This is a genomic window from Oceanicola sp. S124 (genome assembly GCF_000220565.1).
Classification (GTDB): Bacteria; Pseudomonadota; Alphaproteobacteria; order Rhodobacterales; family Rhodobacteraceae; genus Pseudooceanicola.
The window spans coordinates 1-17,214 of sequence record NZ_AFPM01000091.1 but is presented as its reverse complement, the minus strand read 5'-3'; the positions used below and the strand labels follow the sequence as shown (position 1 = coordinate 17,214).

The following is a 17,214-nucleotide window of genomic DNA, read 5'->3' as shown; positions in this document are numbered from 1 at the left end:
CGGGCAGTCGGGCGCACCGACGTCTGATGAAGAAGGGGACAGGCCGGCCATGCGTCCCCGGGGCCGCCGGCGGATCAATGCCCGGTCTTGCGGCAGTCTGCTTAGTGCGCCCGCAACGCCTGCAGCATGCGGCGCCGGGTATCTGCCAGAAGATCCTCGGCCTCGCTCAGCGCGTGATGGTGGGCGTAGGCCTGGAGATCATCCAGCACGTCCAACATCCACGTCGCCCCCTCGACGCTGCCCGAAGGGAAGGATCGGGTCCAATCCGCCGGCGCGCAGTTATCGCAATTGGCAGGCCTTCGGAAATCCGCCCTGATCAATGTCTTTCGACTCATTGCTCCGCCTTTCTGGTCACGCTCTGCGCCTCCGGCGGGGAGCGTTTCCCCGGATGCGAAAAAGAATAACGACAATAGGCCGCCCCGGCATTCCCGCGGGCCGGCACATTCTTCAGATATGCTTTGTCGAGACTGCAATCGGCAAGATGAATCCCCCGCAAAGGAGGATGCACCGCCAAAGGTAAACGATTTGTTATCCAGTTGACGGGGGTCGCGCAATCAGAGCGCGAGTTTACCTAAAGGTGAGTTTCGCAATGGTGACTCAACCCTCTCCCCCCGTTCAGAGGAGATTCGCCGCACCCCTCGGTCCGATCACTCGCCGGAGGCCTCGGCGCGGCTCTTTCCGGCGACGTTCATCGCCAGCGTCGCGGCCATGAACCCGTCGAGCGCCCCGTCGAGCACGCCGGAGGTATCCGAGGTCTCGTGCTGGGTGCGCAGGTCCTTCACCATCTGGTAAGGCTGCAGCACGTAGGACCGGATCTGGTTGCCCCAGCCGGCCGAGCCCTTGTTCTCATGCGCCTCGTTGATCGAGGCGGTGCGCTTGTCCAGCTCCAGCTGGTAGAGACGGGACTTCAGGGCCTTCATAGCGATATCGCGGTTCTGGTGCTGCGATTTCTCGGAAGAGGTGACCACGATGCCGGTCGGGTGGTGAGTGATCCGCACGGCCGAGTCGGTGGTGTTCACGTGCTGACCGCCCGCCCCGGACGAGCGGAACGTGTCGATGCGGATATCGGCGGGGTTCACCTCGATCTCGATGTTGTCATCGACCACCGGGTAGACCCAGACCGAGGCAAAGGAGGTCTCGCGGGTGCCCTTGCCGAAGGGCGAGATCCGCACGAGGCGATGCACACCGCTTTCCGACTTCAGCCAGCCATAGGCATTGGGCCCGCTGATCTTGTAGGCGCAGGACTTGATACCGGCCTCGCCGCCGGCTTCCTCGGACTGCAGCTCCACCTTGTAGCCGCGCTTCTCGGCCCAGCGGACATACATCCGTTGCAGCATCGAGGCCCAGTCGCAGGCCTCGGTGCCACCGGCGCCGGCGTTGATTTCGAGGAAGGTGTCATTGGCATCGGCCTCGCCGTTCAGCAGGGCCTCCAGCTCCTTCGCGGCAGCCTTGACCTTCAGCGCCTTCAGCGCCTCCTCGGCCTCGGCGACCACCTCGTCGTCCTCTTCCATCTCGCCCAGTTCGATCAGGTCGATATTGTCCTGAAGGTCCTGCTTGAGACCGTCATGCGTGGCGAAGGCATCGACCAGCGCCTGGCGGTCGCGCATCAGCGCCTGAGCCTTGGCGGGATCGTCCCAGAGGTTGGGATCCTCGACCCGGGCATTGAACTCCTCCAGCCGGTGCTGGGCCGTCTCCCAGTCCATCCTCTGGCGCAGCAGCTCCAGGGATTTCTCGATCTCGGCAACGGTGTTCTGGGTCTCGGCGCGCATGGCGGGATCCTTCTCGAAGTCTGAGCCCGGGGTTTATCCGAAGGCCGGATGCGGGACAAGGTGGGGCGTTGCGCACAGTGGCCAGAGGCGGAGGGGGGCGCTGCCCCCCTCCCCCGGCTCAGTAGAGACCGCCCGAGGACAGCGTTCCGAAGCCAGCATTGGGGCCCACCGTTGCCGTTTCGCCGGTCGAGGTGATCACCTGCTGCTGCGCCTGGGCCTGGCCGACCTCCTCGAACAGCGGCAGGTCCGAGCCCATTGCGAAACCACCGTCGTAGAAGATGCCGAAGATCGGCTCCTCGCCGTCGCGGAAGTACTCGGCCACCACGTTGGCCCCCGACACGCCATCGGGCAGGCGGGCGCCGGTGTAGCGGTCGATGTTGATGAAGTGGCCGCCCTCGGGCACCGTGAAGGGCCCGCCGCCGAACTTCTTCACCGCCTCGGTCATGAATTCCTGGAACACCGGGCCGCAGAGCGTGCCGCCGTAGCCGCGCCCGCCCAGCATGGGCCGGGGCGTGTCGTAGCCGATGTAGCAGCCGGCGACGATGTTCGAGGTGAAGCCGACGAACCAGGCGTCGCGCGCATCGTTGGTGGTGCCGGTCTTGCCCGCGGTCGGCACCGGCAGGCGCACCACCGAGGCGGCGGTGCCGCGCTGCACCACGCCCTGCATCATCGAGGTCAACTGGTAGGCGGTGATGGCGTTCATCACCCTCTGGCGGTTCGACTGGATCACCGGGCTGCGCGAAGGCGGGATCGAGGGATCGGCACAATCGACGCAGACCCGCTGGTCATGGCGGTAGATCGTCTTGCCGTAGCGGTCCTGCACCCGGTCGACCAGGGTCGGCTCGACGCGCTCGCCGCCGTTGGCGAACATCGCATAGGCTGCCACCATCCGGTAGAGCGTCGTCTCCTCTGCACCAAGCGCATTGGCCAGGTAGGGCGACATGTCCTCGTAGACACCGAAGCGTTCCGCATAGGCGGCCACCACGTCCATGCCCACCTCGCGCGCCAGGCGGATGGTCATCAGGTTCCGCGACATCTCGATGCCGGTGCGCAGGGGCGTCGGGCCGTAGAACTTGTTGGACGAGTTCTTGGGTCGCCAGACCCCTTCGCCGGTCTCGATCTCGATCGGAGCGTCGATGACGATGGTGGCCGGCGTGTAGCCGGAATCCAGCGCCGAGGCATAGACGAAGGGCTTGAACGACGAACCCGGCTGGCGCCGCGCCTGGGTCGCGCGGTTGAAGACCGAATCCTGGTAGCTGAAGCCACCCTGCATGGCGATGACGCGACCGTTGTTGACGTCCATCGCCATGAAGCCGCCCTGCACCTCGGGCACCTGGCGCAGCGACCAGTGGTCGAAGTCGCCGCCACTGGTCTTCGCCTCGCGCACCAGCACCACGTCGCCGGTCTCGAAGTTGGCGAAGAAATCGCCCTTCATCCACTGGATGTCACTGCGTGGCACGCTGGCGCCACGGGGGTCGTCACTGGCCACGCCCTCGATCCCGAGGCGCAGGCTCTGCGCCTCGACACCCAGGACCACCGCCGGCAGCCACTGACCGCCCAGGTCGATGTCGCGCGGAACCTCGACCGCGGCAAGCGCCTCGCGCCAGGCCTGTTCAGAGCCGAGCGTCTCGGCCGGAAGGGCCTCTCCCGTGCCGCGCCAGACAGAGGCACGCCGATCGAAATCCTCGAGCTGGTGGCGCAGGGCCCGTGCGGCAACATCTTGCATCTCGGGATCCACCGTGGCGCGCACGGTGAACCCGCCCGAGAAGAACTCCTCTTCGCCGAAGTCCTTGGACAGCTGGCGGCGGATCTCGTCGGTGAAATAGTCGCGCGGCGGCAGCTGGTTGCGGAAGGGCTCGAAGTCGCCAGCCTGGACCGAACGCAGCGGCAGCGCCATCTCATGCTGATAGGTGGCCTCGTCGATGTAGCCGTTCTCCATCATCTCGCGCAGCACGTAGTTGCGGCGCTGCAGGACACGTTCCTTGGCGCGCACCGGATGATACCGGCCCGGCGCCTGCGGCATGGCGGCCAGCATCGCGGCCTCGTGCGGGGCCAGGTCGGTCAGCGACTTGTTGAAGTAGACCCGTGCGGCAGCGGTCACCCCGTAGGAGTTCTGGCCGAGGAAGATCTCGTTCAGGTAGATGCCGAGGATCTCGTCCTTGGGCAGGCTCTCGACCAGGCGGGCGGCCAGGATGACCTCCTTCACCTTGCGCTCGATCTTGCGGTCGCCCGAGAGGAACAGGTTCTTCGCCACCTGCTGCGGGATCGTCGAGGCCCCGCGCACGCTTTCGCCACGCGACTGCACCGCCTCGACCAGGGCGGCGGCGATGCCGCGCACGTCATAGCCGGCATGGGTGTAGAAGTTCTTGTCCTCGGCCGAGATGAAGGCGAATTTCACCAGGTCCGGGATTTCTTCGGTCGGAGTATAAAGACGGTGCTCACGGGCGAATTCGTCGATCAGCTGCCCCTCGCCCGAGTAGATCCGGCTGATCGACTTGGGCTGGTAGCGCGCCAGGGCCTCGTGGCTGGGCAGATCCCGGCCGTAGACCCAGAAGATGGCACCGATCGACAGGGCGATCATCATGATCGCCGCGGTGACGAGCGTGAATATGCCGCCAAGGAAGGAAAGTACGAATCTGATCACGCGCCGGGCCTCGCTGGTTGAGGCCGATCATATAGCCCGCCCCCTGCCCACGGTCAAAACACATCCCCTTCAGGGGCACGGCAGCGGCGGCATGCCGCGTGAGCGCCGCCCGCACGCCCTGGAGATCACTTCAGCCGCAGCGGCGCCAGGGTGTCATCGGCGATCTTCCAGGCCAGGATGCCGTCCCGCAGGGCGGCGGCCAGCCGGGCCCGGAAGGCCGGGTCCAGCAGGTTCTCGCGATCCCGCTTCGACGACAGGAACCCCAGCTCGACCAGCACCGAGGGCACATCCGGCGCCTTCAGCACCGAGTAGCCCGCCGAGCGGCGCGGCCGGGTGTTCAGCGGCAGGCCCTCGCTGCGCAGGGCCAGCACCAGCGCCTCGGCAAGCCGCTCGCTGCGGGGCTGGGTCTCGACCCGTGCCATGTCCATCAGCACCCCGGCGATCTCGTCGTCGCTCTCGCTCAGGTCGATGCCGGCCAGCAGGTCGCCCCGGTCATGCCGCTCGGCCAGCAGACGGCTAGCCTCGTCACTGGCTTCGCGCGAAAGCGTGTGCACCGTGGTCCCGAGCGCCCGCCCCGACGGCAGCGCATCCGCATGGAGCGAGACGAAGAGATCCGCATCCAGCCCATGCGCCATGGCCACCCGCCCCTCGAGCGAGACGAAGGTGTCGTCGCTGCGGGTCAGGTAGACCTCGGCGCCCGAGCGGGTCAGCAGGTCGCGCAACTCGCGCGCGAAGGTCAGCATCAGGGGCGCCTCGACGACGCCCTCGCGCTCGGCGCCCGGGTCGATGCCGCCATGGCCGGGATCGAGCAGGATGCGCAGCGGTCCGTCCTCTTCGCGCGGCGGCAGGGCTCGGCCCGGCTCGGGCAGGTCCCAGCCGCTGAGCGCCGGTGCCCCGGCGCGCGCCGCGAAGGCCTCCGGAGTGACCGGGGTGAAGCGCGCCCCCAGCAGGGCGGCGCCGCTGTCGCGGGCGATGACCATGTCGCTGCGCTCCAGCGCCAGCGGTTCAGAGAGCCCGATCACCATGCGTGACCAGCCGGGCCGGTAGGGGCCCATCGAAACGCCACTGGCCAGGGTCGACTCCAGCAGGGCCGAGGGATCGACACCGCGCCAGTCGACTTCGCGGAAGTCGAGCACCAGCCGGTCGGGATCCTCCAGCGTGAAGATGCGATAGGGCACGCCCTGGCTCAGCGCCAGGGTCAGCTCGAGCGCACCGCGCCGGTCCTTCAGGGCGCTCTGTGCCGGGTTCACCGTGGCCAGGCCCGAGAATCCCATGCCTGAGGCCCCCTGCCCCCATGCCGGAGTCCCGGCCCCGAGGGCCAGTCCCGCCATCAGCATCAGCGCCCGCAGCGCGGCGGCCCATGCCCCCCCGCCAGCCCCATGTCTCCGCCACCCGGTGTCCCTGCGCGTCATCCTGCCTCGCCGCTCGCCTGCGGGTCCGTTTCCCGGCCCGATCTTTCCACCATCCTAGCCGATCCCGTGGCAGCTTCGTAGCCCTCTGATCCGAGATGCAAGGCGATCAAGCGGACCCGCCCTTCCCAATTCCACTGCGATGCTGATAAAATGCCGATAAATCATCGCCGAAACGAGGGTCTCAATGTCCGACAGCCGCCCCGATGGCCGCCCCGATGGCCGCCGCATCGTCTCCTCCCGTCACCTTGCCGAGGGGGAGGGCTGGGAAGCTTCCGAGTTCGAGTACGGCCTGATCATCGCCTACAACGCCTTCACCCGCTGGATGCAACGCTGCATGACGGCAGCCGGGATGCCGGAACTGTCGCCGCTGGAAATCCTGGTGCTGCACAACACCAATTCCCGCGGCCGCGAGAAGCGCCTGACCGACATCTGCTTCATCCTCAACATCGAGGACAGCCACACGGTGAACTACGCCCTGCGCAAGCTGCTGAAGCTGGGCCTGCTGGACAACGAGAAACGCGGCAAGGAGGTCTTCTACAAGACCTCGCCCGCCGGGCTGGCCCTCTGCATGGCCTACCAGAAGATCCGCGAGCAATGCCTGCTGGGCACCCTGCCAGCCACCGGCTACGACGGCGAAGAGCTGCGCCGCATCGCCTCGGCCCTGCGCGGCATGTCCGGCCTCTACGACCAGGCCAGCCGCGCCGCCGCATCGCTCTGACGCGCCGCCCGGCCGTGACGGGGCAGGATTGAGTATTTTCAGCCTGGTGATGAGCAAGGACGGCAGAGCCTCTCCGGGCACCCTACTTTCCCGCTGCGCGCCTGCACCCTCTCAAGGGAAAAGTAGGGCACCCTGCCGGGACCTGGCCCACTTGATCATCACCAGGCTGAAAATACTCCGGGGGGGCCGCGTCAGCGGCGGGGCAGAGCCCCCTGCCCGCTGGCCTCCGGGTGCATCCGCGCGGTCTTGTGGGGCCGCGTCGCCGCAGCCCCCGCGACACTCAGCGGTTGGCCATGGCTTCGGGCAGCCAGGTGACCAGCCCGGGGAAGAGCGTGATCAGCAGCACCGCCAGCAGCAGCAGCCCGAAGAAGGGCAGCGCGGCCCTGGCGACCCGCAGGATGTTCACCCCCGTCAGCCCCTGGATGACGAAGAGGTTGAAGCCCACGGGCGGGGTGATCTGGCTCATCTCGACCACCAGCACCAGGTAGATGCCGAACCACATCGGGTCGATCCCCACGGCCTCGACCATCGGCAGGATGATCGAGGTGGTCAGCACCACGACCGAGATCCCGTCGAGGAAGCAGCCGAGCACGATGAAGAAGACCGTCAGCGCGACCAGCAGCGCGGCGGGCGAAAGCTCCATCCCTCCGATCCAGGCCGCGAGGTTCCTGGGGATGCCGGTGAAGCCCATGGCGATGGCCAGGAAGGCTGCGCCCAGCAGGATGAAGGCGATCATGCAGGAGGTCCGCGTGGCCGACATCAGCGCCTCGCGGAAGCTTGTCCAGTCGAAGCCGCCCGAGGCGAAGGCCAGAACGGTCGACAGGATCACCCCCACGGCAGCGGCATCGGTGGGCGAGGCCACGCCCGAGTAGATCGACCCGATCACCCCGAGGATCAGCAGCATCACCGGGATCAGCCGGCGCGAGGCATGCAGCTTTTCGCGCAGGGTGAAGCTCTGACCTTCCTCCGGGATGATCGAGGGCGAGAGCATGGCGCGCAGGCTGACGTAGCCGCCGAACAGCGCCACCAGCATGATCCCCGGCAGCACGCCGGCCATGAACAGGCGGGCGATGCTCTGCTCCGTCGCCACGCCGTAGACTATCAGGATGATCGGAGGGCGGGATCAGGAAGCCCAGCGTGGCCGAGCCCGCAAGGGTGCCCAGGATCAGGCTTTGCGGATAGCCGCGCTCGGTCAGCTCCGGCACCGACATGCGCCCGATGGTGGCCGCCGTGGCCGCCGAAGAGCCCGAAACGGCGGCGAAGATCGCGCAGCCCAGGACGTTGACGTGCAGCAGCCGTCCCGGCACCCGGCCCAGCCAGGGCGCCAGCCCCGAGAACATGTCCTGCGACAGGCGCGAGCGCAGCAGGATTTCCCCCATCAGGATGAACAGTGGCAGCGAGGCCAGCGACCAGGAATGCGAATGCCCCCAGAGGCTGGTTGCCAGCACCAGCCCCTGCGGCGCATCGGCGAAGACGGTCATGGCGAAGAGCGCGAGCGCCAGCAGCGACACGGCAACCCAGGTGCCGGCAGCCAGCAGCACCATCAGCACCGCCAGCAGGATCGAGAAGACGACGGGATCGGACATCAGGCTTCTCCTGCATCGGCGATGACGGGACGGCGGGCACGGATGCTCTCGACCAGCGTGTCGAGGAAGGCCAGCGTCAGCAACGCCAGGCCGGCGTCCATGAACAGCTGCGGGATCCACAGCGGCACCGCCACCATCCCCGAGGACATGTCGCCGTAGTCCCAGCTCTCGTAGGTCAGGGCGATGGCATAGCGCGTCGCATAGGCCGCAAGCGCCGTCGCCAGTGCCAGGGTGAACAGCTCGAGCCCCCATGTCGCGCGGGGATTAAGGCGCGAAATCAGCAGGTTGACGCGGATATGCACGCCCGCGCGCAGGGTGTGGGCCATGGCCAGGAAGCTGGCGGCAGCCAGGAGGAACCCGGCGAAATCGGCATAGGAGGGAATGGTATAGGACCAGGCCGGGCCACCGACCCGGGCCAGGATGTTGAGGCCAACCTGCGCTGCGACCAGCAGGCAGATGGCCAGGATGGCCAGGGCAGCCAAGGCGCCTCCGGCCAGGTAGAGCGTGTCAAGCAAACGCCGGATCATCGCGCCCTCATGGTCTGATCAGAAAGGAAAGGGCCCCGCCGGACGGCAGGGCCCGCGAGGGGATCACTCGGCTTCGTAGTCCGCCAGGATCTTCTGGCCCGCCTCGGAGGCCGAGGTTTTCCAGTCTTCCATCATGGTGGCGCCGATCTCTTTCAGCCCCACCATCAGCTCTTCGGTCGGGGTGACGATCGCCATGCCATTGTCGGCCATCTCGGCCTTCTTGGCGTCGGCCTCGGCGACGGACATCTCCCAGCCGCGGGTCTCGGCGGCGGCGGCGGCCTCCAGCACGGCGGCCTGCACGTCTTCGGGCAGGCGGTCGAACATGCGCTTGTTCACCACGACGATGTTCTTCGGCAGCCAGGCGTCGACGGCGGTATAGGTGGACACGAAGTCCCAGGCCTTCGAGTTGGCGCCGGTCGAGGGCGAGGTCATCATCGCATCGACCTGGCCGGTCGAGAAGGCCTGCGGGATGTCAGGCGCTTCGACCTGCACCGGCGCCGCCTTGGCCAGCTGGGCGAACTTCTCGAGCGAGGCGTTGTAGGCGCGGAAGCGCAGCCCGGCGAGGTCATCGACGGTGTTCACCTCGTTCTCGGTATAAAGCCCCTGGGCCGGCCATGGCACCGAGAAGAGCGGCATCAGGTCCTGCTCGGCGAACAGCTCGGTGATCACCGGCTTCTGCGCCGACCAGAGCTTGGCTGCATCCTCGTAGGAGGTCGCCAGGAAGGGTTCGCTGTCCAGGCCGAAGGCGGCGTCCTCGTTCGACAGGGTCGACAGGAAGAATTCGCCGATCGGCACCTGGCGGCTACGGACGGCGTTCTTGATCTCGCCATGCGGGAAGAGCGAGCCGGCGGAATGCACCTCGATTTCCAGCGCGCCATCAGTGGCCTCGGCCACGTCGGCAGCGAATTCACGGATGTTGACGGTATGGAAGGTGGCGTCGCCGTAGGGCACCGGCATGTTCCAGGTTTCAGCCAGCGCGGGGGTGGCCAGGGCCAGGGCGGAAACGGCCGCGGCGGTCAGGGATTGGGCAAAACGGTTCACTTGTTAGTCCTCCTGTGGACAGTATCGGCCCAGATTTCGCCTCCGGGCTCTTCTCGATGACATTACGTTGACAATTTGTCGACGTTTTGAAACTTATGTCAAGAAGAACCCGAAAAAGCGATCCCCCGCCGCATGGAGGCCAGGACGATATGACCAAGGAAGAGGCAGCCAGCGCGCCGCACCCGGGCCTGCACCCGCTTGGAATGGATGGATTCCTGGCCCGTTTCGGGACCGAGTTCAGCCTGGAGGCAAACCGCGCCGCGCAGGCCTTCGCCCGCGAAGCCTCGGCCCTTGAGGGAGTGGAAGAGGTGCTTCCCGCCCTGGCCTCGACCCTCGTGCGATTCGACTCGACGGGCGATGCGGCTGCCGGACGGCGCGGCGCGCTTCAGGACAGGCTGACCGACCTTCTGCAAAGTCGTGACTGGCTGGCCCTGCCCGCCGAGGCCGCTGCCCGGCGCTGGACCCTGCCTGTCAGCTTCGATGGCGAGGATGCCCCCGGCCTGGCCGAGGCCGCCGCCGAGGCAGGGCTGAGCGAGGCGGATGCCGTGGCGCAGATTCTCGACGCGGCGCCAAGGGTGCTGGCAATCGGCTTTGCGCCGGGGCAGCCCTACATCGGTCTGCTGCCCGAGGCCTGGGACTTTCCCCGCCGGACCGAGTTGCGCGACGTGCCTGCCGGGGCGCTGGTGGCGGCGATCCGGCAACTGGTGCTCTTTGCCAATGCCTCACCCACGGGTTGGCTGCAGATCGGACGCACCGCCTTCGCCCCCTTCCAGCCCGGCGCGGAACAGCCCATGCCGCTTCGGCAGGGCGACGAGATTCGCCTGGCGCGGATCAGCCGGCAGGAACGACAGTCCCTGAGCGGCACGCCCATGGGCGGTGCCCGGCTGGAGGTTCTGCGATGAGCGGCGGAGAGCTGAGGATCACGGCCCCGGGGCCGATGCTGAGCGTGCAGGACCTCGGCCGTCCCGGACTGGCGGCGCAGGGCCTCTCGCGCGGCGGCGCCCAGGACCCGCAGGCGCTGTGGGAGGCGGCAGCCCTGCTCGGCCTGCCCCGCCCGGTCGCCGGAATCGAGATGCCGGGCATGGGCGGGCGCTTTACCGTCACGGCGAAGATGCGCCTCGCCCTGACCGGGGCGCCGATGCGCGCCAGCATCGACGGGCGCCCGGTGCCCTGGCATGCAGTGCATGCGCTCTCTCCCGGCGAGGTGCTGTCGGTCGGCGGCGCCACTTCGGGCACCACGGGCTACCTGACACCCGGCGGCGGCCTCTCGACGGCCGAGGTGCTCGGCAGCCGCGCCGCGCATCTGGCTGCGGGCATCGGCGCCCTCCTTCAGGACGGTGAGGCCCTTCCAACGGGCCGGGACCGCGCCACCGACATGGCCGCATCCTTCCTTCCCGCGCCGGACCGGTTCGAGGGCGGCAGCATCCGCGTCCTGCCCGGCCCCCAGACCGCACTGTTCAGCGAGGATCAGATCCGGGCCTTCGAGGCGGCCGGTTTCACCCGTGGCGCGCGCAGCAACCGGCAGGCGATCCAGATGCAGAGCGAAGCGCGGCCGGTCTGGCACCGGGACGCAGGCGGCATGGCCTCGGAGCCGATCCAGGCCGGAGACATCCAGATCACCGGCGATGGCACCCCCTTCGTGCTGGGTGCCGAATGCCAGACCATCGGCGGCTATCCCCGCATCGGCTCGGTCCACCCCGAGGACATGGGACGGCTGGTGCAGGCCGGTCCGAAGGCCGTGCTGCGTTTCGTCTTCGCCGCGCCTACGCCGCTGCCAAGCGGACCCGAGCGCCTGCGGGCCCTCACCCGCCAGCTGCAACCCCTGCTGCGCGACCCGTCGACGATTCCCGACCTGCTGAGCTACCAGCTGATTTCCGGCGTGACGGCGGGCGACGACCTCGATCGCGCCTGAGCCCGCGGGAGGCCGCGCGCGGCGTTCCGTCACGCCTCGCGGCCTCGTGAGACCAGGGCGGGAACCGGTTCGCGCATCAGGCGTTTCTTCGGTGAACGGTCGAAAGACCACGCAATAGCGACGCTGAAACGGAGGTGCGCCATGACCTGGCCCGTCACTTTCTTCGCTGTCGCGCTCACCGCCGGACTCTTCGGATACACGGGGATCGCGGCAGCCTCTGCAGGGATTGCGCAGATCTTGTGCCTGCTCTTCGCCGGCCTCGGATTCATCGCTCTCCTGCTGCACTTCGTCCCGGGCGACCAGGGGGAGCCACAGCGCTCCCGGGATCGCAATATCCGGTCCTGATCGCCCGCGACGTGCAGAGCAAGAAACCAACCCAGACAGGGAAACGCCCCGCCGGCAGAACCGGCGGGGCGTTTCACATTCTTTCCGTCGCGGGCAGGCACCCCACGGCCTCAGCCCTTCAGCGTCTCGGTGGAGGCGAAGAACATCGCCTGGCTGACCGCCGAACGCACCTGGTCCTCGCGGTAGGGCTTCGAGATCAGGAAGGCCGGCTCGGGACGCTCGCCGGTCAGCAGGCGCTCGGGGAAGGCGGTGATGAAGATCACCGGCATCTCGCCAAGCTCGCCCAGCAGGTCGTTCACCGCGTCGATGCCGCTGGAGTTGTCTGCCAGCTGGATGTCCGCCATGATCAGGTCGGGCTTCTTGCTGAGACCCAGCTTCACCGCCTCGTCGCGGGTACGGGCAACGCCGGTGACCTGGTGGCCCATCTCGGCGACCAGCGCTTCGAGATCCATGGCGATGATCGCCTCGTCCTCGATGATCAGCACCCGGCCCGAGACCGCATCCGCCATCTCCTGGCGTGCGGTATCCAGAAGAACATCGATCTCGTTCTCGTCGGTGCCCATGATGGTCGCCACCTCGCCGACGTTGAAATCCTCGATGGTGTGCAGCAGCAGGGCTTCGCGCGTATTCGGGCTGAGCCGCGCCATGTGCTGCTGCGCACGTGCTTCAAGCCCCGTCGCCTCGACGGCGACCGGGGCACCGGAACTGGCCCAGATGGTGTGGAAGACCTTGAAGAGGGCGGCCTTCTCGCCGATCCCTCCCTCGAAGACCGAGCGGTCCTGGAGGATTGCCTCAAGCGTCGCTGCGGCATAGGCATCACCGCTGGACTGTGCCCCGGTCAGTGCCCGCGCATACCGGCGCAGGTAAGGCAGATGCGCACCGATCAGGGCCGCAAGATCGCCGGTGGACGTGGCCGGGCTGGAAGAGACAGTCATTTCATCCCCTTTTTTTCGCTTTTCTCGGGAACCCAACTCCGGGACTTGCGTTGGGTTCCGCGAGCAATGAGAATTTCTCGGAAGTTCGAAGAGGAACAGAATTTGGGTCAAACAAAGCCAAGTACAGATCGTGGGGTCGACGACAACCTTCGCCGCGTCTTCCAGTCCACCCTGGAAGAGGACATTCCTGACCGTTTCAAGGAGCTGCTCAGCCAGCTCAAGGAACAGGACAAGCCTGCCTCTCACGCTAGGGGGTCAGAGGAATGACGCAATGCGCCAAGTCCGGCTCCCGACGCGATGCCCCGACGGCCAAGAAGGCCGCCACGCCGCGTAGCAAGCCGATGGGAGATCCCCGCGACGAGCTGGTCGAGCACCTGCCCGCCCTGCGTGCCTTCGCTCTCGGCCTGACGCGCAATCCCGCGAAGGCCGATGACCTCGTGCAGGACGCAATCGTTAAGGCCTGGACGAATATCGACAAGTTCCAGGCGGGAACGAACCTGCGTGCCTGGCTCTTCACCATCCTGCGGAACACCTACTACTCCTCGCTGCGGAAGACCCGCCGGGAAGTGGCGGACGTGGATGGTGTCTTTGCCGAAAGCCTGTCCGAGAAGCCGGCCCATGATGGTCGCCTGGCCCTGGCCGATTTCCGGCGCGCCTTCAACCAGCTGCCCGACGAACAGCGCGAGGCGCTGGTGCTGGTCGGAGCCCTTGGCGCCTCTTACGAGGAAGCGGCAGAGGCCTGCGGCGTGGCTGTTGGCACGATCAAGAGCCGTGCCAACCGCGGCCGCTCCAAGCTGGCGGAACTGATGCAACTTGACGAAAACGAGGCCCTGGAACTGACCGACCCGGCAACCATGGCCGTCGTCACCTCGAAACCGATTACCGCGCGCTGAACGGACACACATGCCGAACAGCGCCAACACGCCCTGGCTCCGGTCGCTTTCGTTCCGGATTGCCAGCATCCTGTCCATCGCGCTGGTCCCGATCGGCTCCATCGCAATCTATCAGACAAATCAGGTGTCCAGCCAGGCAGAGGAGGTGACCCGCCTCTCGCTTCTGGCCCTGACACAGCAGGGCGTGGAACAGGAACGCGCCCTGCTTCAACAGGCCTTCGGCGCCTCTGCCTCTCTGGCGCAGATCGTCGGGGGCCTGGATACGGAGGGCGGGCAATGCGCCGGAATGATGAGCCGGGTGAAGGCCTCGATGCCCGCGGTCAGCCTGGTTGCCTTCATTCCCGTCGACGGGAAGATATCCTGCGGCTCTGACGGGGTGGGCCGGGACATGTCCGAACGACCCGCGCACCTCGAGGCGATCCGCGAGCGCACGCCGCGGGTGATGGCCGTCAACCAGGGCGCCGTCAGCGGCACCTCGATCCTTGTCGTCACCCAGCCGGTCGAGATCGACGAAAAATATGCTGGCTACATCGCCATCTCGGTGCCGCATTCCAGCCTGGCGCTGACCGACGGGCCCGGGTTCGGGGCCGCCCCTGACCATCTGATGACCTTCAACGCGTCCGGTGACGTGCTGACCAGCACCGTCGACGCCCAGACCTACGAGGGCTACCTGCCCATTCGCTCCTCGCTGGACGACATGACCCGGCTGGCCCCCATGGTCTTCTCGGGTCAGAGCCGCTCGGGCGGGGACCAGCTTTACGTGGTGGTGCCCATCGTCGAGGAAGAGGTCTTCGCCCTCGGCATCTGGCCCTCGGTCAACGACATGGGCGAGGCGGTGAAGGCGCCGGTCATCCTCTTCCCGCTGCTGATGTGGATCGCCTCGGCGGTGGTCGGGTTCATCGCCATCGACCGCATGGCGGGTCGCCATATCCGCGGCCTGTCGCGCCGCATGCGCCGCTTCGAGAGGGTGCGGACCTTCGAGGACAACCGCTCCATGCGCTTCTCGGCCGAAGAGCTGAAGAACATGGAGACCGACTTCATCCTCATGGCCGAGACCATCCTGCATGACCAGGCCGAGCTGGAAAACGCGGTGCGCCAGCGCAACGTGCTGCTGAAGGAGGTTCACCACCGGGTAAAGAACAACCTGCAGCTGATCAGCTCGATCATGAACATGAACATCCGGCGCGCCAAGTCGCCCGAGACCAAGGCCATCCTGACCCGGCTTCAGGACCGGGTTCTGGCCATGGCCTCGATCCACCGCAATCTGCACCAAGTCGAAAGCCAGGGACAGGTCAACGTGGGCGAACTGGTGCGCGAGGTGGCCAACCAGACGCTGCAGGCCTCGGCCTCGGGCGGGCACCGCATCCGGGTGAAATACGACGTGGACGACGTGATCCTCTATCCCGACCAGGCCGTACCGCTGTCCCTGCTGGCCTCGGAACTGATGGCCAATGGCGTGAAGTACACCGGCAGCGACAAGGGTCCCCCGTGGATGACGCTCAGCCTCAAGCACGAGGGCTCGCGCGCACGGCTGCAGGTGGTGAACTCGAAGGGCGAGGGCAATCACTTCGGCGACGAGGCCGAGAGCACCGGGCTGGGCAGCCAGCTGATCCGCGCCTTCGCCACCCAGCTGGGCAGCGAGATCGAGATCGAGGAAAACGAGACCGAGTACCGTGCCGCCATCGGCTTCGAGGTGGCCACCTTCCAGCCCGAGCCGCTGGACTACTGAAACCGCCGGTGCGGGGCCCGCGAACGCTCCGCACCGGCTACCGATGACGGGAGAGATTCTGATGACCGCACAGGCCTCCAGACCCCTCACCACCCTGCCCCGCCCGAAGACCGCCGAGGGCAAGACCCGCCTGCTTGGCGTCGAGGTCGAGTTCGGCGGCCTCACCGAAGCCCGCGCCGCCCGTATCCTGGCAGAGGGCGCCGGCAGTTCTGCCCAGCGCCGGGGCGGCGACTTCGAGGTCGAGGGCACGCCCTTCGGCACCTGCAAGCTCTACATGGACACGTCCTATCGCGATCACGACGACACGGCGCTTGGCCGCGCGGCGCTGGATCTTGCGCGCAACGTGGTGCCGGTCGAACTGGTGACCGAACCCTTCGCCCCGGACCGGCTGGACCGGCTGGACGATGTGCTGAAGCGCTTTCGCACCGAGGGCGCCACGGGAACCCGCGACGGACTGTTCCTCGGCTTCGGCGTGCATCTCAACGTGCAGTACCATGACGGCGGCGTGGATCATCTGTGGTCGACCCTGACAGCCTTTGCCCTGGCTGAACCGCTGCTGCGCGAGGCCTACGACATCGACTTCTCGCGCCGGGCCCTGCCCTTCGTCGACCCCTACCCCAACGGGCTGCTGGACGCCCTCGCCATGGGCGCCCCGACCGACGTCCCGGCGCTGATCGCGCTCTACCTGCGCCTGTCGCCCTCGCGCAATCACGCGCTGGACATGCTGCCGATCTTCGCCCACCTCGCGCCCGAACAGACCCGCAAGGCACTGGCCCGTGGCGCCGGGGGCACCGTCTCGGCCCGGCCCGCCTATCACTACAGGATGCCGGATTGCCGCATCGACAATCCGGGCTGGAGTCTCGCCGGGGAATGGGCGCTCTGGTGCGCCATCGAAGAACTGGCCGAGGACCGCGGCACGCTGGAGCGCCTCTGCACCGCCTGGCGCAAGATGCGCGACGACCCGCTGGAGCGGCTGCGCGGTCAGCTGAACGGCTGGACCCGGCAGTCGCGCGCAATCCTCGCAGAGGCGGGCCATGAGCGGCTGGAAGACCGCGCCCGCGCGTTGACCGGATGAGCCTCGACGCCGCAGATGCCAACGCGGACGCCCCCTCCGGCCGCCCGGTGATCGGCGTGACCGTGTCGCGCCGCTCGGCCTGGCGGATCTTTCCGCTGATCCGGCTGAACCTGGCCCTGGCCGGTGCCCGCGCCCTGCGCTGGACCGACCGCGACGAGGTCGACCTGGCGGCGGTCGACGGCGTGGTGATCGGCGGCGGCGACGACATCGCCCCGACGCTCTATGGCGGCGAGCTGCGCGCCGAGGTGGTGCTGGATCACGACCGTGACCGCATGGAGGCCGGGGTGATCGAGGCCGCCCGCGCCCGGGGCCTGCCGGTGCTGGGCATCTGCCGGGGCGCGCAGATGCTGAACGTTGTGCTGGGAGGCACCCTGCACCAGGACGCCTTCGAGGTCTTCGCCTCGCGCCGCTACCGCACCATCCTGCCGCGCCGCGCCGTGCGGATCCGCCCCGGCACCCGGCTGGCCGATATCGCCGGCACGCAGGTGATGAAGGTCAACGCCCTGCACAGCCAGGCTGTGGCCGACCTCGGCGAGGGGCTGAAGATCTCGGCCCGGGACGAGGCCGGCATGCCGCAGGCGCTAGAAAGCACCGCCGCCCCCTTCGCCCTGGGGGTGCAGTGGCACCC

15 protein-coding genes and 1 pseudogene are annotated in these 17,214 nt (G+C 67.5%); 9 read left to right on the top strand and 7 right to left on the bottom strand.

Annotated elements, in window-relative coordinates:
* Nucleotides 1-647: 647 nt before the first annotated feature.
* The 3 genes from prfB to OS124_RS0107165 form a co-directional block, all read right to left on the bottom strand.
* Entirely contained in the window at nt 648-1,769 is a 1,122-nt protein-coding gene (prfB, locus tag OS124_RS0107175) for a peptide chain release factor 2 (RefSeq protein WP_010138773.1), read from the bottom strand.
* 118 nt (nt 1,770-1,887) lie between these two features.
* Nucleotides 1,888-4,413: a penicillin-binding protein 1A gene (locus OS124_RS0107170; protein ID WP_010138771.1), complete on the bottom strand. Its 2,526-nt coding sequence runs from the start codon at nt 4,411-4,413 to the stop codon at nt 1,888-1,890.
* A gap of 125 nt (nt 4,414-4,538) precedes the next feature.
* Nucleotides 4,539-5,687, bottom strand: a complete 1,149-nt coding sequence (locus OS124_RS0107165) for an N-acetylmuramoyl-L-alanine amidase (protein ID WP_010138770.1) — start codon at nt 5,685-5,687, stop codon at nt 4,539-4,541.
* 322 nt (nt 5,688-6,009) lie between these two features.
* On the opposite strand from OS124_RS0107165, the gene OS124_RS0107160 reads away from it, so the two are divergent.
* On the top strand, nt 6,010-6,543 hold the full coding sequence (locus tag OS124_RS0107160; RefSeq protein WP_010138769.1) for a winged helix DNA-binding protein: 534 nt from the start codon (nt 6,010-6,012) through the stop codon (nt 6,541-6,543).
* Nucleotides 6,544-6,823: 280 nt separating this feature from the next.
* On the opposite strand, the pseudogene OS124_RS23955 reads toward OS124_RS0107160, so the two are convergent.
* The 3 genes and pseudogenes from OS124_RS23955 to OS124_RS0107145 form a co-directional block, all read right to left on the bottom strand.
* A pseudogene (locus OS124_RS23955) lies at nt 6,824-8,129 on the bottom strand (TRAP transporter large permease).
* A complete protein-coding gene (locus OS124_RS0107150) occupies nt 8,129-8,656 on the bottom strand; it encodes a TRAP transporter small permease subunit (RefSeq protein ID WP_010138767.1) in 528 nt (175 codons plus the stop codon). The pseudogene OS124_RS23955 and the gene OS124_RS0107150 overlap by 1 nt, the downstream one beginning before the upstream one ends.
* A 63-nt stretch (nt 8,657-8,719) precedes the next feature.
* Nucleotides 8,720-9,697 carry a TRAP transporter substrate-binding protein DctP gene (locus OS124_RS0107145; protein ID WP_010138766.1) on the bottom strand — a complete coding sequence of 326 codons (978 nt, stop codon included), beginning with the start codon at nt 9,695-9,697 and terminating at the stop codon, nt 8,720-8,722.
* Between the two features lie 149 nt (nt 9,698-9,846).
* Here OS124_RS0107145 and OS124_RS0107140 point away from each other — a divergent pair, with 149 nt between their 5' ends.
* The 3 genes from OS124_RS0107140 to OS124_RS0107130 all read left to right on the top strand — a co-directional run bounded on the left by OS124_RS0107140 (nt 9,847) and on the right by OS124_RS0107130 (nt 11,954).
* The gene (locus tag OS124_RS0107140; protein WP_010138765.1) at nt 9,847-10,599 is read left to right on the top strand and encodes a 5-oxoprolinase subunit B family protein; all 753 of its coding nucleotides are present in this window, start codon (nt 9,847-9,849) and stop codon (nt 10,597-10,599) included.
* A complete protein-coding gene (locus tag OS124_RS0107135; protein WP_010138764.1) occupies nt 10,596-11,609 on the top strand; it encodes a biotin-dependent carboxyltransferase family protein in 1,014 nt (337 codons plus the stop codon). Before OS124_RS0107140 ends, OS124_RS0107135 begins: the two co-directional genes overlap by 4 nt.
* Nucleotides 11,610-11,750: 141 nt before the next feature.
* Nucleotides 11,751-11,954, top strand: coding sequence for a DUF1328 family protein (locus tag OS124_RS0107130; RefSeq protein ID WP_010138763.1), 204 nt, complete (start codon nt 11,751-11,753; stop codon nt 11,952-11,954).
* A gap of 110 nt (nt 11,955-12,064) precedes the next feature.
* On the opposite strand, the gene OS124_RS0107125 is transcribed toward OS124_RS0107130, so the two are convergent.
* Nucleotides 12,065-12,889 (bottom strand): response regulator, encoded by an 825-nt coding sequence (locus tag OS124_RS0107125; RefSeq protein ID WP_010138762.1) that lies wholly within the window; start codon nt 12,887-12,889, stop codon nt 12,065-12,067.
* Here OS124_RS0107125 and OS124_RS28255 point away from each other — a divergent pair.
* The 5 genes from OS124_RS28255 to OS124_RS0107100 form a co-directional block, all read left to right on the top strand.
* A complete protein-coding gene (locus tag OS124_RS28255; protein ID WP_337459417.1) occupies nt 12,827-13,156 on the top strand; it encodes a NepR family anti-sigma factor in 330 nt (109 codons plus the stop codon). The genes OS124_RS0107125 and OS124_RS28255 overlap by 63 nt on opposite strands.
* 74 nt (nt 13,157-13,230) lie before the next feature.
* A complete protein-coding gene (locus OS124_RS0107115) occupies nt 13,231-13,782 on the top strand; it encodes an RNA polymerase sigma factor (protein ID WP_029375246.1) in 552 nt (183 codons plus the stop codon).
* 10 nt (nt 13,783-13,792) lie between these two features.
* Nucleotides 13,793-15,511 (top strand): histidine kinase dimerization/phosphoacceptor domain -containing protein, encoded by a 1,719-nt coding sequence (locus OS124_RS0107110; protein WP_010138759.1) that lies wholly within the window; start codon nt 13,793-13,795, stop codon nt 15,509-15,511.
* Nucleotides 15,512-15,572: 61 nt separating this feature from the next.
* Nucleotides 15,573-16,586: an amidoligase family protein gene (locus OS124_RS23950; RefSeq protein WP_010138758.1), complete on the top strand. Its 1,014-nt coding sequence runs from the start codon at nt 15,573-15,575 to the stop codon at nt 16,584-16,586.
* Nucleotides 16,583-17,214: gamma-glutamyl-gamma-aminobutyrate hydrolase family protein (locus tag OS124_RS0107100; RefSeq protein WP_010138757.1), on the top strand; the 632-nt coding region annotated here is incomplete at its 3' end. The genes OS124_RS23950 and OS124_RS0107100, both read left to right, overlap by 4 nt.